This is a genomic window from Shewanella sp. SM21, assembly GCF_025654335.1.
Lineage (GTDB): Bacteria > Pseudomonadota > Gammaproteobacteria > Enterobacterales > Shewanellaceae > Shewanella > Shewanella oncorhynchi.
This window is the reverse complement of the sequence record NZ_JAKKRL010000012.1, coordinates 52,112-72,369: the sequence shown is the minus strand read 5'-3', so window position 1 is coordinate 72,369 and position 20,258 is coordinate 52,112. Positions and strand designations below refer to the sequence as shown.

Sequence of the window (20,258 nt, the reverse complement as noted above, 5' to 3'; positions counted from 1 at the left end):
GCAGTGCTGCTAATGTCGAAAAATCTGTCTCTATCACTTGAAGACGGATAAACCCTGAGTAGGTTACTAATTAAAGGTAATTTGTCTTAATGCAAAGAGACACTAGTCTTAATAAATAGAATGGCGTTGGCTGTTACAGAAGGATGTTAAAAATGCGAAGTACAAAAGGCGTAACAGCGTTTGGACTGATGTTGGCATTGATTAGCGGCGCGAGTATTGCAGCTCCGAATCATACACCTGCAGATGCGGGTGTGATTAATAAAGATCGAATTTTATATTGGTTGATTAAGCGTGGCGAAGTGGCCGCCGATGCCAGTGATAGCGTAAAGCAGGAGGCGATAGAAGCTTATATTCATCGCGCCACTTTGGCACAACCTAAAGCGCCACGCATCGAAGTTGAAGCTGAACATGCGCGTCTACAAAGAGCTAAATCATCGCAAATGATGCGCTCACCTGCACAGCGTTTACAGGCCGATGCGGATGTAAAGAAAACCGTTAAAGTGCTCACAGTATTAGTGGATTTTGCTGATCTAAAACATGATGACAATGGCTTAAAAGCGGGGGATACAGACATGTATTACCCGAGTTATCCTGCGTCCCACTACAAGGAATTACTCTTTTCGCCTACGGGCTTCAAAGGTCCACAGGGGCAGACGTTAGATTCGGGGTATCAATATTATCAAGCGGTTTCTGGGCAAACCTTCTCCTTTACTGGGGATGTGAAGGGCTGGTATACCGCCTCGCAAAATGCTGAATACTATGGTGTTAATGATCCAGATACCCGTAGTGATTCACAGGTCGAACAATTGGTAAAAGAAGCCGTATCTCAAGCTGTTGCAAATATGTCTGCAGCTGAGTTGGCGAGTTATGATGTTGAAGATCAAAATGATTTGAACAATAACGGTAATTACGATGAGCCCGATGGCATTATCGACCATGTGATGATTTTCCACTCTAGCGTAGGCGAAGAGGTCGGCGGCGGAAAACTAGGATCGAGTGCGATATGGTCGCATCGATATTATGTCGACCAAGCAACCAATGGTTATGCGCTTCCTGGTACGAACAAAAAAGTATTCGGTTATACAATCCAGCCTATCGATGCGGCAACGGGCGTGTGTACCCACGAGTTTGGCCATGATCTAGGTCTGCCTGATGAGTACGATACCTCTGAAAATGATAAGAAAGACGGCTCGCCTGTGGGGCTATGGTCTTTAATGTCTGGTGGTAGTTGGGCTGGTGCTATTCCTGGCGCTCAGCCGAGTGGTTTTAGTCCTTATGCTCGATCTTATCTACAGAAAAGATACAAAGGTAAGTGGTTGAATGAACGTGAAATCACCTTAGATAGCATTCCCAAATCAGGCATGGAAGTGACGTTGAATGAGGCGGTTAATCATCAGGCGGTTAATCAGATCTCTATTCCGCTCCCTCTTGTGTTAATTCCTTTTAAAACACCTTATCAGGGCAGTTATCAGTACTATTCTGGCCAAGGAAATATGCTGAATAACAGCATGAATTTTAATGTTAATTTACCTGCAGTAACCACAGATAAACTGATTCTGAGTATGAAGGCTAGTTGGAGTATTGAGCCTAACTATGACTACATGCAGGTGAAAGTGGATGGTGTGGCCATTGCGGGTAATTACACTAAGTCGAACAATGCAATGAATAGTGCTCGTCATATCATTACTGGTGAATCGTCTGCGCTTGCTCAGGCGGAAGGTCGCGATGCTTGGGTAACATTAGAATATGATTTATCAGTATATTCTGGAAAATCTGTTGCTGTCGAAATCAACTATGTCACCGATGATTATACCTCTGAGTCAGGGATCGCTATTGATAACATCAACGTTAAACAAAATACCACTGAGTTATATAGTGATAACGCTGAAGTCGCGGATAAAATGACGTTTAACGGTTATAGCCGGATTAAGGATTCTCGTCCGGATCCCAAATCTCAGTCTCGTTATATTATCCAGCTGCGTAGCCATAATGGTGTCGATGCGGGTTTGAAAGCAAAAAGCTTTGATCCCGGAGTTTTACTCTGGTTAGAAAATTTTAGCTACAGTGACAATAACGTTTCAGACCACGCTGGCCATGGCTTGATTGGGGTGATTGATGCTGACCAGAATATGATTGGCACTCGCTCTACCGACGTACAAATTCGTGATGCGGCCTTTAGTACAGTAAATCAAACCTTCTATTTGGAGGACAATCATCGCGATGCTGTCAGCCTGTTCGATGACAGCTTAGATTACAGCGCGCCACTACAGCCACAGTCAGGTATGGTGTTGCAGCAGCTAGGGTTGACAATGCAGGTACTATCTCAAGCCAGCAATAATGGTACTGCGGTTATTCGTCTTGCGAATGCGAACTCTGATGCTATAGCGCCGTTAACTGTCAGTTTTACTAATACTGTCAACCAATTAGCAGTAAGCTTCACCAGTAATATTGATGGCGGTATGGGAGTATTAACCTACGCTTGGGATTTTGGTGATGGCACGACAAGCACTGTCACGGCGCCAACCCATACCTATGCGAAGGCGGGCACTTATACTGTGAAGCTTACAGTGACAGATGCGCAAAATACTAAGGCGATTAGCAGTTCGACGGTAACGGTTGTTGCACCTGTTACGCCTCCAGTAACTCCGCCGGCCAGTGAGAGTTCAGGTGGCGGCAGCTTAGGTTGGTTAAGCCTTGCCTTCCTTAGCTTATTGACTTGGCGCCGCCAGTTAAATGTGCACTAAGTTAAATGTCCACTAAGTTGATTGTTTGAAATCCGAACAAAAATGCCTCTGATCTAGAGGCATTTTTTATCTGTCTTGAGGCTAAATTCTGACTAAGCTTTGGGTGAAATCTAAAGTTTATAACTGACGGATAGCTTGCTCGGCCGCTGGCAGAAAGATTTCGCTGACGATCATTTCATGCTCACCGTGATGGAAATAGCGGCGGCGTCCCCAGAGTGCATGTTCGACACTTTGATCTAAACTTTCAGCTAAGTGGGCAAGGCGACTACAGGTTTCGAAACTGGCAACTTCGATTCTACCGGGGATGAAGTTATCTTGGCTAAACAGTAATTCACCTAAGGGGCGAGTACCCAAACTAAGGAAATCCATTTTGCGCTCGGCCATTAATTTTTCAGGGATCAAGGTTCTGGCAAATACCCAAGGTATCGAGTCGAGGCAAAGCAAGACTTCACGGATCCATACAGCACCTTGCTGGGGATATTCGCCCTCTAAGGGAGCATGCAGTCCTTCGCCTAGTATCTTTACTTCAAATTGAGCGCAGCAAGTTTTGAGTTTTTGCGTTAGGCTGCCAGTGGCAAGCAACCATTCTTTCAAGGGCGATTTGGGGAGTTTGTCGGCTAGATCGGCTGAAAACCACTGAATAGATTCACCATAGGGAAAGCTTAAGCTAGTCACATTCATTAAATACTCGTTACAATATAAACAAACGTCGGCAGTCTAGCATGTCGCGACGCGAGCAGATAGATTGGGAAGTTTCTTCCATTACCATTATTGTTTTAGGGAGCCGTAAGTCGCTATGAAAAAATTACTCTCAGTCTGTCTTATCCTGTTTACAAGTGTTTTCAGTGTTTATGCGGCCGATGAAAAAGAAGCTGCACCAGCAGCAACCCCACCAACGGGTGAGTATGCCTACTATGGTTTCGAACCCGAAATTGTCACTAACTACATTTCTAATCGCAAGAAATTGGGTTTTGTGAAGATTAGCGTTGAGTTAATGGTAAAGAGTCCAGATGATCTAGTGACAATTGAGCTCCATAATCCATTATTGCGAGCCGCAATTGTTGAAGTGTTAGGCAATCAATCGGAAGAGAAGATTAAGTCACTCACGGGTCGTGAAGAGATTCGTCGAGAGTGCTTTGAAATGGTCAACAACTTGATCACCAAAGAAGCTGGTAAACCCTTGATCGTAAACTTATTGTTTACCTCTTATCTGTACGATTAATTTACTGCCCCATTCCATGGGCTGACTCAGGTCGGCCCATTGCGTTACAAGAGCTATTATGTCAAAACCTGCCGTGAAACCCGTCCAATTAGTGACTGCGAAACGCCTAACGAGTACAGCCAACATTGGTCATGCAAAAACTAAAGCACCAAAGCAGGCTAGAACGGAGGTGAAAGGCAAAGCCAAGTCGGTCAAAAACAGGCCTAGTGCTGAGATCAAAAAAGCTTTGCATCCTTGAAATGTACACTTGAACGGCTATGATTTTCCGGCGCTGATGAGTTCATTCCCTAAGCTAAAAGCCTTTGTTCGACCCACGCCTTATGGGGCTTTATCGGTCGATTTTGCCGATCCGTTAGCGGTTAAAATCCTTAATGCGGCGCTACTGAAACATCATTATGGGATTGAATCTTGGGATATTCCTGATGGAGCGTTATGTCCTCCTATTCCCGGTCGAGTCGATTATTTACATTATTTAGCAGACCTTCTAGCCGAAGGCGATGATGTATTTGCTTTGGATAAGACTAGGGTATTAGATATCGGCACTGGCGTGAACGGTATTTATCCCATATTGGGTTGCCAAGTATACACTTGGCAATTTGTCGCCTCGGATATTAATGCCGGTTCACTCAGTAATGTGCAGAGTATTATTGAGCAAAACCCAGTGCTGCAAGGGCAGATAGGTTTACGATTACAGCCAGATGACAAGGCGGTCTTCAAGGGGATCATTCAAGCCGGAGAATGTTTTGCGTTAACCCTGTGCAATCCGCCATTTCATGCCTCTATGGCTGAGGCGAGCGAAGGTACAAAGCGTAAGGTGAATAATCTGCAGCTCAATCGGGGTGGCTTGGCAAAGGTTGCACCTAAGCTGAATTTCGGCGGTCAAGCGGCTGAGCTTTGGTGCCAAGGCGGTGAACGACAGTTTCTAGCGACTATGATCCGTGAGAGCCAAATGTTTGCAGATCAATGCTTATGGTTTACCAGTCTAGTGTCGAAGAAGGAAAACCTGAAACCTTGTTATCAAGCCTTAGCGCAGTTGAAAGTCGATACTGTGAAAACGATTGAGATGCAGCAGGGTAATAAAATTACGCGGGTTTTAGCGTGGAGCTTCCAGTCAGCAGCTAAGCGCAAAATCTGGCGCGGTGAACACTTAGCCCGTTAAGGCTTTTTGGGTATGACCCAATTAAGTACTATTAACAAAACAGGCGCGAATGGCGCCTGTTTTTATTAAAGGTAAAAATAGCCACTGTTACTGCGGCTTTTCTTCCTTATGATCGCGACGGAATAACGCCCACTCTTCAATTGCTTCACCGCTGGGTAAGGTGCAGATCCCATGTTCACCTTCGGCGGTTTTCTCAATTGTTAATTTGCCACCAATGGAGACACAATACTCAGAGGCGGGATTGGCTATTTTTGCTTGTTCAGTATCACTGCATCCGACTAATACCAGACTCGCCAGAAGTGGAGCAGTAACAAGTAGGAATTTGATTTTCATAGACACTCCTTGGTGAGTTATTTTCGCCCTAAAATCCGCAGGATCCGTAGGAACAAGTTGATGATATCCATATACAAAGCGGCGGCGCTATCGATGGCATTATCTATAGTTTTAGGGATTTGATTCGCTCTTCCCCAGTCATAACCAATATAACCGCAGAAAATCAGCACTACTATCCAATCTAAAATGCCGTGGTGAGTATTAAAGATAAACACTTCAATCAGTTCGACGACGATAACGAGCAATAAAGCAATCGTGAGTGCGCCGGAAATTTTTTGGAAAAAGGCGGGGAAGAGTGTGCCTAAACACATCATGGCTATGGTCACTAGCCCTGTGATACGAATGGCTTCGGTCACCAATTCGGGATCGTATTGACTGACCACCATATTGATAATTAAGCCGAAGGGCACGACTACAAAGTTGTAGCCAATAAAACTGACAATGGGATTAGTCGATTTTTGGAACAGATAAATCCCAAAGAAACAGGAGGCGAAATAGCCGATAAAGAAAATCCAAGGATTAACACTGGCAATCGCCTCTGGGTCGATATTGGTGACCATCCAATAGTTAACTGCAAAACCCCAAATCAGCGTGAGGCCGATAACGAGGTTGTAAATACCTGCGCCAACTATGGGGTCGTCTGTGGTCATGCGGTCAAATACACTGTTTTCCGAATCCATATGTTTTCCTTGTGATTTCCTTATTTTAACGGGCCATTAAGCGTCATCAGTGTTGAGCTATATGACGGCAAATTAAGCGGTGGCAATTAAGCTAGTGTAAATAAAGCCGTTTTTCAAGCGAGAACAACCTAAGCCTCTTTAGTACCACAAACACTGCAGCGTGCTTGTTTCGGTAACTTCATCTCGCGAAACTCCATCGTCATCGCATCGATCATCAAAATGCGTCCTGCTAAGGTTTTACCCATGCCAGTAATCACTTTGATGGCTTCAACCGCCTGCAAACAACCTATCATGCCGACGACAGGGGCTAGGATACCCGATTCAACGCAGCTCAGTTGTTGCTCGCCAAATAGGGCGCTAAAGCAATGATAACAAGGCGTTTCGCTGTGATAATCGAACACAGTGACCATGCCTTCCATCCGAATTGCCGCGGCAGACACTAAGGGCACTTTATACTTAAAACAGCTGAGATTAAGTTGCTCGCGCACACTGACATTATCGGTACAGTCGAGCACTAGGCCGTGATCGGCGACTAGGGCGTCAATCTCATGATCATCTAATACAGCATTGATAATATTGATCTTAATAAAGGGATTGAGCTGGCTGAGGCTCTGTTTAGCCGATTCGACTTTAGGCTGGCCGACATTGGCATCTTGATGCAGCACTTGGCGCTGCAAGTTGGATAATTCAACTGTATCAAAATCGACCAGTGTCAGTTCACCAATACCCGCAACCGTGAGGTACTGGCTGGCGGCACAGCCCAAACCGCCAGCGCCTATCATGAGCACTTTGGCTTGTTTTAAGCGTTCTTGACCGTCGATATCCATAGCCTTGATGGATATTTGGCGGCTGTATCTTAAGAGTTCGCTGTCGCTGAGAATATCTTTTGGCACATTCATTGGGATTTTCCTAGCAAAGCACGCTGTTAAATGGCTCGACAGTCACTTGGGTGCCAGCGGGAGTATCACCTTGGAATTGCTCCAATAAAACGAAACAGTTTGCTAAGCTCATCGAAGTCAACATGCCAGAACCTTGGCTACCAGTAATGGCAACTTCAAGTTTACCTTGTGCATTACGGCTTAAAACGCCCCGTTGATATTCGACGCGGCCCGGTTGTTTACGTACAGGCGTGGTGAGCGTAGCGTCTAACATCAAAGGTGCAACTGGGGTTAACCCCTGCATCTTGTTCAGTATTGGCCAAACGAGTTTGTAAAACGTCACCATAGAAGACACGGGATTCCCCGGTAAACCACAGAATATCGCTTTGCCTATTCGGCCCATGGCAAAGGGCTTGCCTGGTTTGATGGCGAGTTTCCAGAAGGTAATTTTGCCTTCCTCATCAAGAATTTGTTTAGTGAAATCCGCTTCACCGACCGACACGCCACCCGAGGTTAATACCATGTCGGCTTGGCTGGCAGCATGGCGAAATGCCTGACGTATGGCTTCAGGATCATCGGCTATTACGCCTAAATCGAGCCATTCCACATTAGCGCGGCTGAGTAAGCCTTGGATCGAGTAACGGTTTGAATCGTAAATTTGTCCTAGGGCTAATTCGCTGCCAACGGGACGCAGTTCATCGCCAGTGGAGAAAAAGGCCACTTTAAGCTGACGATAAACTCGCACTTGGCTAACGCCAATCGTGGCCAACACCCCGAGTTCGGCGGCACCAATTTGAATGCCAGCACTGAGCACTTTAGTGCCTTGGGTGAGTTCTTCACCGCGGCAACGCACATTGGCGCCTTGGGCCCTAGGGTGGCGGATATGAATAATCTCTCCTTCAACCTCGGCTTCTTCCTGCATTTGCACTGTGTCATAGCCTGTAGGCACAGGCGCGCCCGTCATGATCCGCACGCAGGTATTAGGTTTGGCTTCACCTTTAAAACCATGGCCAGCGAAGGAATTGCCGATAAGGCGCAATGCGGTCTGATTGGTTTGCGTATTTAAGTCGACAAAACGGAAGGCGTAGCCGTCCATAGAGGAGTTGTTAAAGGGCGGCAGGTCGATGCAGGAAGCTAAATCTTCTGCTAGGACGCGGCCAAGGGCATGGGGAAGCAATACGACTTCGGTGTCTGACACTGGGCTAACTTGCTCGAGCAAAAGGGGAATAGCTTGATCTGGATGCATTAAGCTAGGTTGCGAACAAGGATCGGCTGTTACGGACATTAGGGTCTGCCTTATATGCAATGGGTCGTAATGACGCTGAATGAATTTCCACCTGATTATGACTGGCTATTATGCCACGGTGATCTGGGATGGCTATGATTTGCATGTGAGTTTCTGTGATAGGCCAGTCAGTTTTTTCTGCCACTTTGGGCGATAACCTCGCTAGACGTCACACAATTTACTGCGCTAATTCGAGGGTTGAACGCGAGTCGATGAACAAATGAAAATCATTTTTATCAATGAATCATTAACTTAGCAAGAAATCCAAAGGTAAATTTTGTTGCTTTTGTCGACCCCCTTGATGACAATGTCCCCCATGATTCAGTTCGAATGCAAAAGAGGATTTACTATGCTGTCTGCAACTATGATCGAAAAGTTGAATGAACAAATTAATATGGAGTTCTTCTCCTCAAATTTATACCTGCAAATGAGTGCGTGGTGTGAAGATCAGGGATTTGAAGGCGCAGCTAAGTTTATGCGTGAGCACGCGGATGAAGAAATGGGCCATATGCGTCGTCTGTTCACGTATGTGAGTGAAACCGGTGGCTTACCTTTGTTAGGTGCGATTGCGGCGCCGCAGTCACAGTTCGATTCTTTACTGGCGTTGTTTGAATTAACCTATGAGCATGAGCAGCTTATTACCCGTCAGATCAATGCCTTGGCCCATGCCGCATTTTCGAATCAAGATTACTCAACCTTTAACTTCTTACAATGGTATGTCGCTGAGCAGCACGAAGAAGAAAAGCTGTTTAAGTCGATTGTCGATAAGATACGTTTAGTGGGCGAAGATGGTAAGGCACTGTTCTTTATCGATAAAGATTTAGCTAAGCTAGCCTCTAAGGGTGGCGAAAGCATAATGAACGGTCAAGGCCAACCACAGGCTTAAACCCGTTTTATTTGCCACAAAAAAAGCAGCCTAGGCTGCTTTTTTGTTCTTTATCGTTTTATTTTTTATAAGCTTAGATATTCACGCATTTATCTTGATAGCCATCATTCAACAGCGCTGTGTGCTTGATGCGTAGCAAGGGAGTGATCTCGTTAAAGGGGAGCGGTTTGGAGATCAAATACCCTTGAGCGAAGTGACAACCTAAATCTCGTAGGAAGTGCCACTGTGCTTCGGTTTCTATGCCTTCAGCAACTAACTCCATTTCTAGGCTTTGCCCCATCATGACAATCGCTTTGACTAAGTTGGCGTTCGAGTTATTTTCGAGGGCATTTTCCACAAAGCTGCGGTCGATTTTAATCACTGAAATCGGGAATTTTTTCAGATAACTCAGGGAAGAATAACCCGTACCAAAGTCATCGATATAGATTTGCGAGCCTAAATGACGAATAGACTCGAGCGTGCTCAAGCAATGGCTGGCATCGCCCATCAGCATGCTTTCAGTGATCTCAATATGCACATTTCGTGGGTTAACGTGGTGGCGGTTGAAGCACTCTTGCAACACTTGGTCGAACCCCATACCGCGTGTATTGATACATTGGCGGCTGGAAACATTAATCGCGACATTGATATTTAAGCCACTTTTCTGCCATTGCCTCAGGTCATGCATGGCTTGGTTGAGCACCCATTCGCCCATAGGCTCTATCAATCCAGTCTCTTCGGCTAATGGGATAAATTGATCCGGCGGGATCAACCCAAGCTCGGGATCTTGCCAGCGGATAAGGGCTTCGACGCTGCAGACACTTCCGGTTTGCATATCCACGATAGGTTGATAATGCAGGGCAAATTCATTTTGTGCCACGGCACGGCGTAGACGTTGTTCTAACTCCATCCGGGCGAACATGGCTTGATTCATACCCGCGGTGAAGTATTTAAAATTGTTCCGCCCTGCGTCTTTGGCTTGATACATGGCGGTTTCGGTATTGCGGGTGAGTGAGCCGGTATCTAACCCATCTTCGGGATAGACGCCAATACCAAAGCTGGCCGAAATCTGGATCTCGCGGTCATTTAAGTTAAATGGCATACCTAAGGTTTCAATGATTCGGGTTGCCATGTGTTCGATGGCGAGTTCGTTGGTCAGCCGTGGCAAGATAAGCACAAACTCGTCGCCACCGATACGTGCGATAAAATCGGTTTTCCCCGCAATGCCTTCTAAGCGCTTTGCGACATCTTTAAGTAATAAGTCGCCAGTGGCATGACCTTGTACATCATTGATATATTTGAATTGATCCAAATCAATCAGCAAGATAGCCAGCTTGCGAGAGTCATGCTGCGCCACATGGATTTCGTGCTGTAGTCGTTCATTGAACAGCTTACGATTAGGCAGCCCAGTTAACCCATCGAAGTTGGCCTGATACCAAAGATCCTGCTCATATTGCTTACGCTTACTGATATCCATAAATAAACCAATATGTTGGATTATTTTACCTTGCTCATTTCGCACCACAGTAATCGCTAGATACTCGGGATACACTTGGCCATCTTTGCGTTTATTCCAAACTTCACCCTCCCATTTCCCTTCTTTTTGTAGTGACTCCCACATGGCGGTATAAAAGTGTTTAGGATGACGGCAAGAGCTGAGTAGGGAGGGACTGCGGCCTTTTACTTCTTCCAATGAATAGCCCGTAATGTGGCAAAAAGCGGGGTTGACCAGTTCGATATGGTTGTCGGCATCTGTCACCACTATGCCTTCGGCAGAGTAGTCAAACACAGCTGCAGCACGGCTTAGGGCGTGGTTCGCTTTTTGCCGTTCGCTAATCATACGGTTCATGGCACGGGCCATGCGGGCGAGTTCATCTGTGCCTGAGACTTGGATATTAATATTGAGCTGTGGATCTGCTGCCATTTGCTGCATGTCATTAGCAATCTTAGTGATCTTATCCATAAAATTGCGGATGATCTTTTGTCCAAGCCAAAGTGTGATGGTCGCGGTGAACAAAGCCGAGAACAAGTATAAGCCGAGTAAGATTAAGGTGTGGTTTTGTTGATATTCGCTCTGCTGCGCCATGTTCTTGGTGATATTTTGCGCCAGCAAATGTAGTTGATTGATACGCTGAGTGGTGAGATCCCACCACTCCTGGCTATCAATTGGATGTGGCGGCATTAATAGTTGGCTCATCGCTTGGCTTAATTTGTCCTCGCTGGCAGGGACTTGCGCGATGGCTTTGATCTCCGTCATCGGCAAACCTTGTTGCTGCAGTTGCTGCAACTTGACCATGCTGAACTGGTATTGATTTATGCTGTCTTCAATGGTTTTCAGCGCTGCCTTAAATTCGGGCAGAGAACGAGTCTCGTGACTGAGTTCATCCAAATTAAGCTGAATCGTCGCAAGTGCTGCATTAAATTTTTGCAGTGAAATCTCATCGCCCTTAAGCAAATAGTCCTGAAAACTGCCCATTAAGCCACCGTAACCTAAGTAGGCATTAATATTTTGTGCCAGAGCGCTAATGCGAGTTTGTTGTTCAATTTGCTTGCTGATTTGCAGAATGCGTTGATTTTCTGGTGAATCTTGTAGGTTTTGTAGTAAGGACCTTCTATCGGAAATTGATGCATTACTTGCGTGCATCACGGCTCGCTCATATTCATACATGAAGGAGATTATGGTGCGGTAATCATTAATATTGAGTGATTTGCTGAGCAGTAATTGATTGATGGCACTTCGTTCTTTTACGGCCAACTCCTGCACCATAAGTAGGTTCAATAGATCGGTATAGGCACGGGACTGACTGATTTCGTTGGTTTGTAACTGTAATAACTGAATGAGCTGCAAAAGCTGAGTGTGGAATTGATTATAGAGTTCCGTAAACTGACTCAGTGTTTCGTCTGTGTGGTTTTGGTGAACGTTAGCGAGTTTGTTGCCTGTAAGTTTGAGCGCATCCAACAATGCGTTCATTTTGTTTGCTTCAATACTTTTAGGGTCGAGCGCCTCCAGAAGATGCTCTAAAGGCTCACTGTTCAGTAACGCATCGAGTGCTTTTGACCTAGTTGCTTGTTGCTGTAATAGCACTTCATCGGTTGGTCGCTGATTTGTACTTAGACCATATTCGTTTTGCAACTGATAGAGTAGCTCAGTGATTTGTACCGTCGTTTGTACCGCAAGATGGTTGTGCTTGGCCGAGTGTGATTCCTTTATCAAGTCATGCATGCGCGTCAGAATGAAAAAGCTCATCATTAATAATGGGACTAACGAAAACAGAATGAGCTTTTGCTTCAAACTGAGATGGTGTAGCGCTGACGGCATTAAAGATCACTCCACTCGTTCACCTAGGCAGAAAAAGAAAATTCAACGTAATAACGTTGAATCCGAGTTACAAATAGGACTAGGCACAGGGTGAGGATATTTAACATAGGCGGCCAGCCACCGCGACCTTTAGTTTATGGATATCTAATCTAGGTCACGAAATTAAGCAAATTGTTATATATCATGCTAAGAGACTATTTTTATTAACCTATTTTGCACCTATCAAACAAGCATTTGCTTTGTCTGTGATGTGAAGCAGTATTTCATCATTCGAAAGAATGACTTGTTTAACTTTACCTTTTATCGGTTTTTTAGTGCATTAGGTGGAACGCGATTGTTAACGGTAAATCTACTTAAATAAAAAGGACGTTTGCCGCAGCTAAACGTCCTTCTATTTAAATCAATGCCCTAGATTCAGGCGATTGGCATGTTATCTAGCCGACATTAGCCAGCAATGATTTGCGATAAACGACAATATCTTCAATCGTTAATACGGGTATATTGTGCAGCGCACCGAAGGCAATAATTTCGGGCAAACGCGCCATAGTGCCATCGGTGTTAGTGACTTCACACAATACGCCAGCGGCTTTTAAACCCGCGAGTTGCATTAAATCAATAGTGCCTTCAGTGTGACCACGGCGGGTCAACACCCCACCCGGTTGGGCGCGAAGTGGATACACATGGCCAGGACGAGCGAGATCACTTGGCTTAGCGCCATCGGCAATCGCCGCTTTAATGGTGGTCACGCGGTCTGCAGCAGAAACGCCAGTCGTCACACCGACTTTAGCTTCAATACTCACAGTAAACGCCGTGCCGTATTGGCTCGAGTTGTTTTCCACCATAGGGGGCAACTCGAGGGCTTTGACTTTTGCATCGGGTAAACACAGGCAAACAATACCGCTACATTCACGGATGAGCATGGCCATTTGAGCGTTAGTCAGCGTCTCGGCAGCGAAAATTAAATCGCCTTCGTTTTCTCTATCTTCGTCATCGACAACTAACACACCTTGGCCTTGACGCAGGGCATTAAGACCCGCTTCAACGCGTTCGATAGCAGTACCAAAAGGAGCAAGTAAAGACTGATTCATGGTTAATATCCTTAAATAAACGACATTGGAATATCCAGAATCAGGGCGTGCAGAAATACAACGTAATCAAACCAAAAGGCTCGATTTTGCTGTAGCAATATCACTTCACTTGGTGTGAAGTTATTGCAAAACATGAGGCTAACACTGAGATACACAAGCGCGTTGCACTGAGATACCACAATGTTGTCTTACATTCTCTTCCATCCGGACTCAGCACTGTCGCCATTAAAGCAAAACAGTCCATTACCGTCGGCTCTGGAATAGTCAGTTTTGCACTAGGCAAAATCTAAGGCACCAGATCTGCTGACCCCGAAAGTGATTTCGGGCGCTCGCGGGCTTTGGGTGTCGCTCAGCAAAATAATCACTTAGTCGTTACCCATTTACCGCCGGTGGGGAGTTTCACCCCGCCCTGAGAATTTGCTTTTGAGCCATTTGCGCTCAAAAACGCGGTTATGTTGCTCTTATTTACCGCGAATGGCAACTTCTCGCGTTCAATGTTTGCGCTAGTGCACACCTGACCACTATCATACTGAACACATAAGCTAATTGACTTGCCGTCGCATTCTTCGACGGTCGTTATGGACGTCACAAGGACGTATAAATGCGCTCTCTGCTACTCACTTTAGGTATTGTTATGCTGTTATCCGCTTGTTCGACCTCCAAAGGGCAAGTACCTGCCCCGGTTGCTGAAAAAATTCCCCATGTGATGACTTTACATGGCGTAACGCGTACCGATGATTACTATTGGCTGCGTGATGATGAGCGCAAAGATCCTAAAGTGTTGGCCCATCTCAACGCTGAGAATCTCTATACCGCTGCTTATTTCAAGCCATTAAAGCCATTGCAAGATGGTCTTTATAAAGAGTTAACCGAGCGTTTAGTCGCCGATGAGTCGAGCGTGCCGTACCAATGGCATCAGCACAGCTATTATCACAGATACCAAGAGGGCAGCGAATATCCGCTGATCAGCCGTAAGGGCGCCGATGGTGTTGAGCAAGTGATGCTCGACGTTAACGAGCGAGCTAAGGGCCATGAGTTTTATGGTTTAGGTGGCGCGAGTGTGAGCCCAGATGAAACCATGTTGGCCTTTGGCGAAGACGTCCTCAGCCGCCGTGTATATCACATCTATTTTAAAGATTTGGCTTCGGGCGACATGATCACCGACGTGCTTGAAAATACCGAAGGTCGTGTAGTGTGGGCGAACGACAACAAGCATGTGTTCTATATCGCCAAAGATCTAAAAACCTTGCTGGGCTATCAAGTGTATCGCCACGAGCTGGGCACTAAGCAATCGAGCGATGTCTTAGTGTATGAAGAACAAGACGATTCATTTTATATTTCACTTGGTAAAACCTTAGATGAGTCGCAAATTGTGTTGTTCCAAGAAAGCACCACGACGAGTGAAGTGTCTATTCTCGATGCCAGCGAGCCTTTAGGTTTATTCAAGCCAGTATTAGCGCGGGAAGAAGGTCACGAATACAGTGTGTCTAAGCTGGGTGATACTTATTACATTCTCACCAACTGGCAGGCGACTAACTTCCGTTTGATGAAAGTCGCCATTAAAGATGCGGCGGATAAATCTAAGTGGCAAGAAGTGGTTGCGCATAATTCCAATGCCCGTATCGAAGATGAGTTAGTGCTCAAGGATTATCTGATTATTCAGACCCGTGAAAACGGCCTGACGCGGATTAAAGTGATGCCGCTCAATGGTCAAAAGCCCTTCGAGTTGAGCTTTGATGAGCCTGCTTATGTGATGGGTTTAGAGATTAATTCCCAGCAAGACAGCAATAAGTTACGCATATTTTACTCCAGCCTAACGACGCCAGAAGCTGTATACGAATATTCGCTGGTGAATCCCGATAGACGTGATTTATTAAAACAAGATCAAGTCTTAGGCGGCTTCGATGCCGGCCAGTATCGTGCAGAACGGATATTTGTAACGGCCCGCGACGGTGCGAAAGTGCCCGTCTCTTTGGTATATCGCAAAGATAAATTCAAGAAAGATGGCACTAACCCTCTGTATCAATACGGTTATGGATCTTACGGTTACACAGTAGAACCCGATTTTTCTTCATCCGTTATCAGTTTGCTTGACCGCGGTTTTGTGTATGCCATTGCCCATGTGCGCGGCTCAGAAATGCTAGGTCGCCCTTGGTATGACAATGGTAAGTTGTTGAATAAGCAGAATACCTTCAATGATTTTATTGACGTAACAACGGCATTAACGGCGCAAGGTTATGGCGACAAAAACAAGGTTGTTGCCTCTGGCGGCAGCGCGGGTGGTTTGCTAATGGGCGCGATTGCTAATCAAGCGCCGGATAAGTATTTCGCCCTTGCAGCTCATGTGCCTTTTGTTGATGTGGTGACGACTATGCTGGACGAGTCGATTCCGTTGACGACCAATGAGTACGACGAGTGGGGCAATCCGAACGAGAAAACTTACTTTGATTACATGTTGAGTTACTCGCCCTACGACAATGTCACCGAGCAAGAATACCCACACATGTTAGTGACGACAGGCTTACATGATTCCCAAGTGCAGTATTTTGAACCCGCCAAGTGGGTCGCTAAACTGCGCGATGTACAGAATAAGTGGTACAAGATGGACGATAAGGTGTTGTTATTCAATGTGGATATGGAAGCTGGCCACGGCGGTAAGAGTGGCCGTTATCGCCAGTACCAAGACACAGCCCAAGAATATGCGTTCTTCTTGAGTCTATTAGGTATGGCGAAGTAGGTTATTCGCAAGTGACTGAATCAGCCGTCAGCCTAGGCAATACTGACAGAGGCGCTTTACAGCAACATGAGTCACTGGTGGCAGATACACTTGCCCCAGTGGCTAGCGCTGTCGCAACCAAAAATGTTGTTACAGAAGCTTCGCTGAATCCCGTACCATTAAATCCTGCACCACCGAAGCCTACACCCATAAAATCAGCACCCCTCTGGTATTTGTATCTAGTCCGCTGCGCCAACGGGCATTTATACACAGGTGTCACCACAGATGTCACACGACGCTTTAGCGAGCATCAATCGGGTGGTATCAAATCCGCTAAGTATTTGCGCGGTAAAGGTCCGTTAACGCTGATGTATCAAGAGCAGGTTGGTAGTCACGGCGATGCACTGCGCCGTGAAATAGCAGTTAAAAAGTTAAGCCGTAGTCAAAAGTTGGTGTTGATTGAGTCAGGGCGTGAATGACCTTAGTGCTGATAGAGTGTGCATCATGGGTCACGTTGATCTTTTTCGTTATTCTGTAAGGTTTTATAGTTTTACGACAGTAGCAATGATTAAGTACTGTCATTCCAGTGACTCGCCGTAAATATATCCCTATAGGCTCGACGACGGCATCCATGCCGCCAACGGTCACTTCCATGACAGCGCTTAATCCACTTCATCCCTGAGTACACCTGTTCCCAAAGTTATCGATGAGTATCTTTATAAAGTTAATTGTTAAAATTCGGCGGTAAGAGCGCGAACTCTTGATGACCGACTGATGTTATGAAAGGTGATTTATCGATTAACGTGAATCTATTTTGAACAGAAAAGGACATTGACCTTACTAAACTCGAGGCGGCCATACATGTCCTCACTCTTCTTTTTACTGTATGAATGAACAGGTATGTGTGCTATCTTCGTTAACACGCTGATTGAATTAATGTGCTAACCCTAAATGATTTATACTCAAGAGTTGGTGGAAGTTATAGACGTTACTAGTTGGGTTGGAGATGAGCATCATGCAGTTTTCCCTGTGGGCGCTCGTGATAAAGAGATGCTATGGTCCCCAGAGTTAATTGAGGTCGCATATCTTAAACCTAGTTGGCCATATTTATTTAAAGAGTCAATATATCGTTACCCTGATCAATACTGGACAGAGCTAGTAGCATATATTGTGTCTAAGTATCTCGAAGTTGACGTTCCGAGAGTGCTTCCAGCGGTCAAGAAAACTGATGATGGTGTTATTTGTGGCTCGCTAATTGAATGGTTTTATGATGTTAAAACAGAAAGGTTTGTTCATGCAGGTTCCTACTTTAAGCGAATAATTTCTGATTTTGATGATAAGACAGGCAAGCAGCATAACCTCACAGATATGAACTTATTTATACGTGGCTTAGCTATAAATATAGGTTTAGTTACTGATCGTCTAAAGTGGCTAGCTGATATGGCTGTATTCGACTCTTTGATTGGAAACACGGATAGGCACCAAGAAAACTGGGGTGTAGTTTTTCAAAGTGATGAGAAGACCCGCCTCAGCCCATTGTTTGATAATGGAACTGCATTGGGTCATGAGCGTTTCTTAGATAAAGTGCAAGACTGGGATGACAACAAACTTAAAGCGTACTTAAAGAAAGGGTGTCATCACTTGAGAATCTCAAGGGCAGATACTAGAACCAGAATTCAGCACTTTGCTCTAGTTAAAGCTCTCGCGGGCTCTGATGAGACAATCAAAACATATGTACAAAAAAAAATTGAGCGTCTAGATGTAGAAGGTATGTTGGCTGAAATTGAGAGATTGACTGAAATAAAAATTGATGTTCCATTCACTCGCGAGCGATTTGCTTGGATTAAAAGAAATATTATTGCTCGCTTAGAGTTAGTTAAAGAAGAAATAAGAAATGAGAATGATTGAAAACTCAATATATGTAAACACGCTGTTTTTAACTTGGCAGTCAAATAAGGACCGCAATGAACGCCATCTTGTTGGTGCGCTTAAAAGGTTGGATAGTGGTTTTGAGTTTTCATATTTAGTGGAAACTCCAGATTATAATGATGCTTTGGTAAAGGGATTTCAGGGTTACCCTGCATTTCCTTTAAACAAAGGGCCATTTACGAATGATGTTATGGCGACCTTTATGAAAAGGTTGCCACCGCGATCTCGCCGTGACTTTAGAAAATATTTGGTAAATCACCATCTTCCTGAGACATTTGATGGCAGTGACTTCGATTTGATTGCACATACTGGCGTGCAATTGCCAAGCGATGGTTTTGATTTGATTCCAAATCTTGAAGAAGCTGAAGTGCCGTTTGACTATCTCATGCAAGTTGCAGGAACTCGTCACTACTTAACTTATGAACAGGCATCTAAAATTGATCTGTATTCTGTAGTCGAATTAAAACTTGAAGATGATAATAAATTTGATTGCTACGCTGTTGCTGTGTTGGTTGGTGGTGTCGTTATTGGTTATGTGAACAAGCTCTTCTGTGCCACGGTACGTAAGTTAATGGAGCGTAATTTAAAATGTTACATTGCCCAAATCTCTGGCACTCTGGAACGTCCATTAATTTATGTAATGATATCAGCCAATTAAATATTTTTATGAAGAGGTCTATTGCTAAATTGGCTACAGTCATTCTTAAAGGTTAATGAGATTAAGCACTGTCATGGAAGTGACAGTTTGCGGCATGGCCGCTCTTTCGTATCCATGTGATCGCGGCATTTGCACTTCCGTATGCAGCAGATGCCACGGTCGAGCCTATAGTGACACTTCTTGTTAAACGAAAGGGCGGCGAGTCACTGGAATGACAGTGCTTAATAGCTTAACGATTGAATTCAATAATAAATCAATTGGTTACGCTTTAGCTCTCATTTACTGCTCCGCAAAGGTAAGTTTTCCCCAAGTTAAATTCCCACTTAAAATCATTACAGTAATGGTGTTGATTCGTCGCCACCAAAGACTGGTCTGCATTGGGGTTAGAGAAGTAAGAATTAAGAGTTAAAAAAATGCCACTGGCCGGTTTATTGCCGGATTTATTATTGGGGTGAGTCGATGTTTTCTTCTGCTGAGCGATAAGTTTGTCTGCTATTGGTATTCTGAACTCCATTCAACAGATTAAGAATGCCACTTACACAGATCTTTTCACGCTCTCGAACTACATGTCCGGCCTTTTTCTATGCTTAATTTACAATCCCTGGTAGGGCTTCTCTCAAAAGTTCCAACTCCTTTTTGTTTGCTTTAATCCAAAGTTTTTTCAAGTTTGGTATCGAAGCCAAGATTTCTATAGTCTCTTTAGTTTTAATTACATTTGTTTCAACAAGATACAACGAAAAAATATTTTTATTTCCACGTAATTCGTCAATACTGGACAACTGTGGGTTTCCACTGAGGTCTAAAATTTTTACGCTGTCAAGCGTTGAAATGATAGAACCAAAATCTAACTTTTGACATTTATTTAAAGATAAGTAGCTTAAATTCTGGGTGTTTCCGGTAATTTCAGAGAGTTTGCTTGCATGGGACACACTTAATGATTCCACTGAGTCTGAGCATAAATTAATTGACTCTAATGAACGAACAATGGAGCAGTTTAATGAAATTGCGACATCAACTTTTAGATTAATAACTTTGGAGTTGAATATATTTACATGCTTAATCCCGTCAACCAATTCAGATGATTCATTTTGCTCAACATAACCTTTCCGAATGAATGCCATTATGGCTTTCCAATCATCTCGCTGCCACTCAGCGTTATATACATAATCCAATATTGGTAATATAGAATCGAAGGTAGGTAATGAATTTTCCCACCTCTGCCATTCTGAAACATTTTCTGGTGCTAACTTTATATATTTCTTAAAAGATGAAATGTCCATATTATCACTTAATTAAAATTGGGTTGTCGAATTCAGAACGTTGATCTCTTCCGGTATATTTTTGCATTTCTTTTGAGAAACGGCTCTAAATTCTGATGATTT

At 44.6% G+C, this 20,258-nt stretch carries 15 protein-coding genes, 1 pseudogene and 1 riboswitch; of the genes and pseudogenes, 8 read left to right on the top strand and 8 right to left on the bottom strand.

Annotation, left to right across the window (positions count from 1 at the left end):
• The first annotated feature begins 152 nt into the window (after positions 1 to 152).
• A complete protein-coding gene (locus tag L5L94_RS16310) occupies positions 153 to 2,744 on the top strand; it encodes an immune inhibitor A domain-containing protein (protein ID WP_263164078.1) in 2,592 nt (863 codons plus the stop codon).
• 117 nt (positions 2,745 to 2,861) lie between these two features.
• Here the strand turns inward: L5L94_RS16310 and L5L94_RS16305 are convergent, their stop codons facing one another.
• The gene (locus L5L94_RS16305) at positions 2,862 to 3,425 is read right to left on the bottom strand and encodes a chorismate--pyruvate lyase family protein (protein ID WP_131525672.1); all 564 of its coding nucleotides are present in this window, start codon (positions 3,423 to 3,425) and stop codon (positions 2,862 to 2,864) included.
• Positions 3,426 to 3,540: 115 nt separating this feature from the next.
• Here L5L94_RS16305 and L5L94_RS16300 point away from each other — a divergent pair, with 115 nt between their 5' ends.
• Both L5L94_RS16300 and rlmF read left to right on the top strand, forming a co-directional pair.
• Positions 3,541 to 3,966, top strand: a complete 426-nt coding sequence (locus L5L94_RS16300) for a flagellar basal body-associated protein FliL (RefSeq protein ID WP_263164077.1) — start codon at positions 3,541 to 3,543, stop codon at positions 3,964 to 3,966.
• Between the two features lie 58 nt (positions 3,967 to 4,024).
• Positions 4,025 to 5,125 (top strand): annotated as a pseudogene (rlmF, locus tag L5L94_RS16295) (23S rRNA (adenine(1618)-N(6))-methyltransferase RlmF).
• An 87-nt stretch (positions 5,126 to 5,212) separates the two neighbouring features.
• Here rlmF and L5L94_RS16290 read toward each other — a convergent pair.
• From L5L94_RS16290 to glp, 4 genes are all read right to left on the bottom strand, one after another.
• Entirely contained in the window at positions 5,213 to 5,458 is a 246-nt protein-coding gene (locus L5L94_RS16290) for a DUF333 domain-containing protein (RefSeq protein ID WP_263164076.1), read from the bottom strand.
• A 17-nt stretch (positions 5,459 to 5,475) separates the two neighbouring features.
• Complete coding sequence (locus tag L5L94_RS16285) at positions 5,476 to 6,138, bottom strand: Bax inhibitor-1 family protein (protein ID WP_263164074.1); 663 nt, start codon at positions 6,136 to 6,138, stop codon at positions 5,476 to 5,478.
• Positions 6,139 to 6,266: 128 nt separating this feature from the next.
• Positions 6,267 to 7,037 (bottom strand): molybdopterin-synthase adenylyltransferase MoeB, encoded by a 771-nt coding sequence (gene moeB / locus L5L94_RS16280; RefSeq protein WP_263164073.1) that lies wholly within the window; start codon positions 7,035 to 7,037, stop codon positions 6,267 to 6,269.
• A gap of 10 nt (positions 7,038 to 7,047) precedes the next feature.
• Entirely contained in the window at positions 7,048 to 8,301 is a 1,254-nt protein-coding gene (gene glp / locus L5L94_RS16275) for a gephyrin-like molybdotransferase Glp (RefSeq protein ID WP_263164070.1), read from the bottom strand.
• Between the two features lie 349 nt (positions 8,302 to 8,650).
• Here glp and ftnA point away from each other — a divergent pair, with 349 nt between their 5' ends.
• Complete coding sequence (ftnA, locus tag L5L94_RS16270) at positions 8,651 to 9,187, top strand: non-heme ferritin (protein WP_105250975.1); 537 nt, start codon at positions 8,651 to 8,653, stop codon at positions 9,185 to 9,187.
• Between the two features lie 73 nt (positions 9,188 to 9,260).
• On the opposite strand, the gene L5L94_RS16265 is transcribed toward ftnA, so the two are convergent.
• On the bottom strand, positions 9,261 to 12,485 hold the full coding sequence (locus tag L5L94_RS16265) for an EAL domain-containing protein (protein ID WP_263164069.1): 3,225 nt from the start codon (positions 12,483 to 12,485) through the stop codon (positions 9,261 to 9,263).
• Between the two features lie 434 nt (positions 12,486 to 12,919).
• Positions 12,920 to 13,573 carry a 3,4-dihydroxy-2-butanone-4-phosphate synthase gene (gene ribB / locus L5L94_RS16260; RefSeq protein ID WP_263147110.1) on the bottom strand — a complete coding sequence of 218 codons (654 nt, stop codon included), beginning with the start codon at positions 13,571 to 13,573 and terminating at the stop codon, positions 12,920 to 12,922.
• A 188-nt stretch (positions 13,574 to 13,761) separates the two neighbouring features.
• A riboswitch (FMN riboswitch) is annotated at positions 13,762 to 13,994 on the bottom strand.
• Between the two features lie 180 nt (positions 13,995 to 14,174).
• Between ribB and L5L94_RS16255 the strand changes: the two genes are divergently transcribed.
• The 4 genes from L5L94_RS16255 (at position 14,175) to L5L94_RS16240 (ending at position 18,876) form a co-directional block, all read left to right on the top strand.
• Positions 14,175 to 16,310: a S9 family peptidase gene (locus L5L94_RS16255; protein WP_263164068.1), complete on the top strand. Its 2,136-nt coding sequence runs from the start codon at positions 14,175 to 14,177 to the stop codon at positions 16,308 to 16,310.
• An 11-nt stretch (positions 16,311 to 16,321) separates the two neighbouring features.
• Entirely contained in the window at positions 16,322 to 16,768 is a 447-nt protein-coding gene (locus tag L5L94_RS16250; protein WP_263164067.1) for a GIY-YIG nuclease family protein, read from the top strand.
• 472 nt (positions 16,769 to 17,240) lie between these two features.
• On the top strand, positions 17,241 to 18,197 hold the full coding sequence (locus L5L94_RS16245; protein WP_263164066.1) for a HipA domain-containing protein: 957 nt from the start codon (positions 17,241 to 17,243) through the stop codon (positions 18,195 to 18,197).
• Complete coding sequence (locus L5L94_RS16240; protein ID WP_263164063.1) at positions 18,190 to 18,876, top strand: hypothetical protein; 687 nt, start codon at positions 18,190 to 18,192, stop codon at positions 18,874 to 18,876. Before L5L94_RS16245 ends, L5L94_RS16240 begins: the two co-directional genes overlap by 8 nt.
• A 587-nt stretch (positions 18,877 to 19,463) precedes the next feature.
• Here L5L94_RS16240 and L5L94_RS16235 read toward each other — a convergent pair.
• Positions 19,464 to 20,156 (bottom strand): hypothetical protein, encoded by a 693-nt coding sequence (locus L5L94_RS16235; protein ID WP_263164061.1) that lies wholly within the window; start codon positions 20,154 to 20,156, stop codon positions 19,464 to 19,466.
• Positions 20,157 to 20,258: the final 102 nt, after the last annotated feature.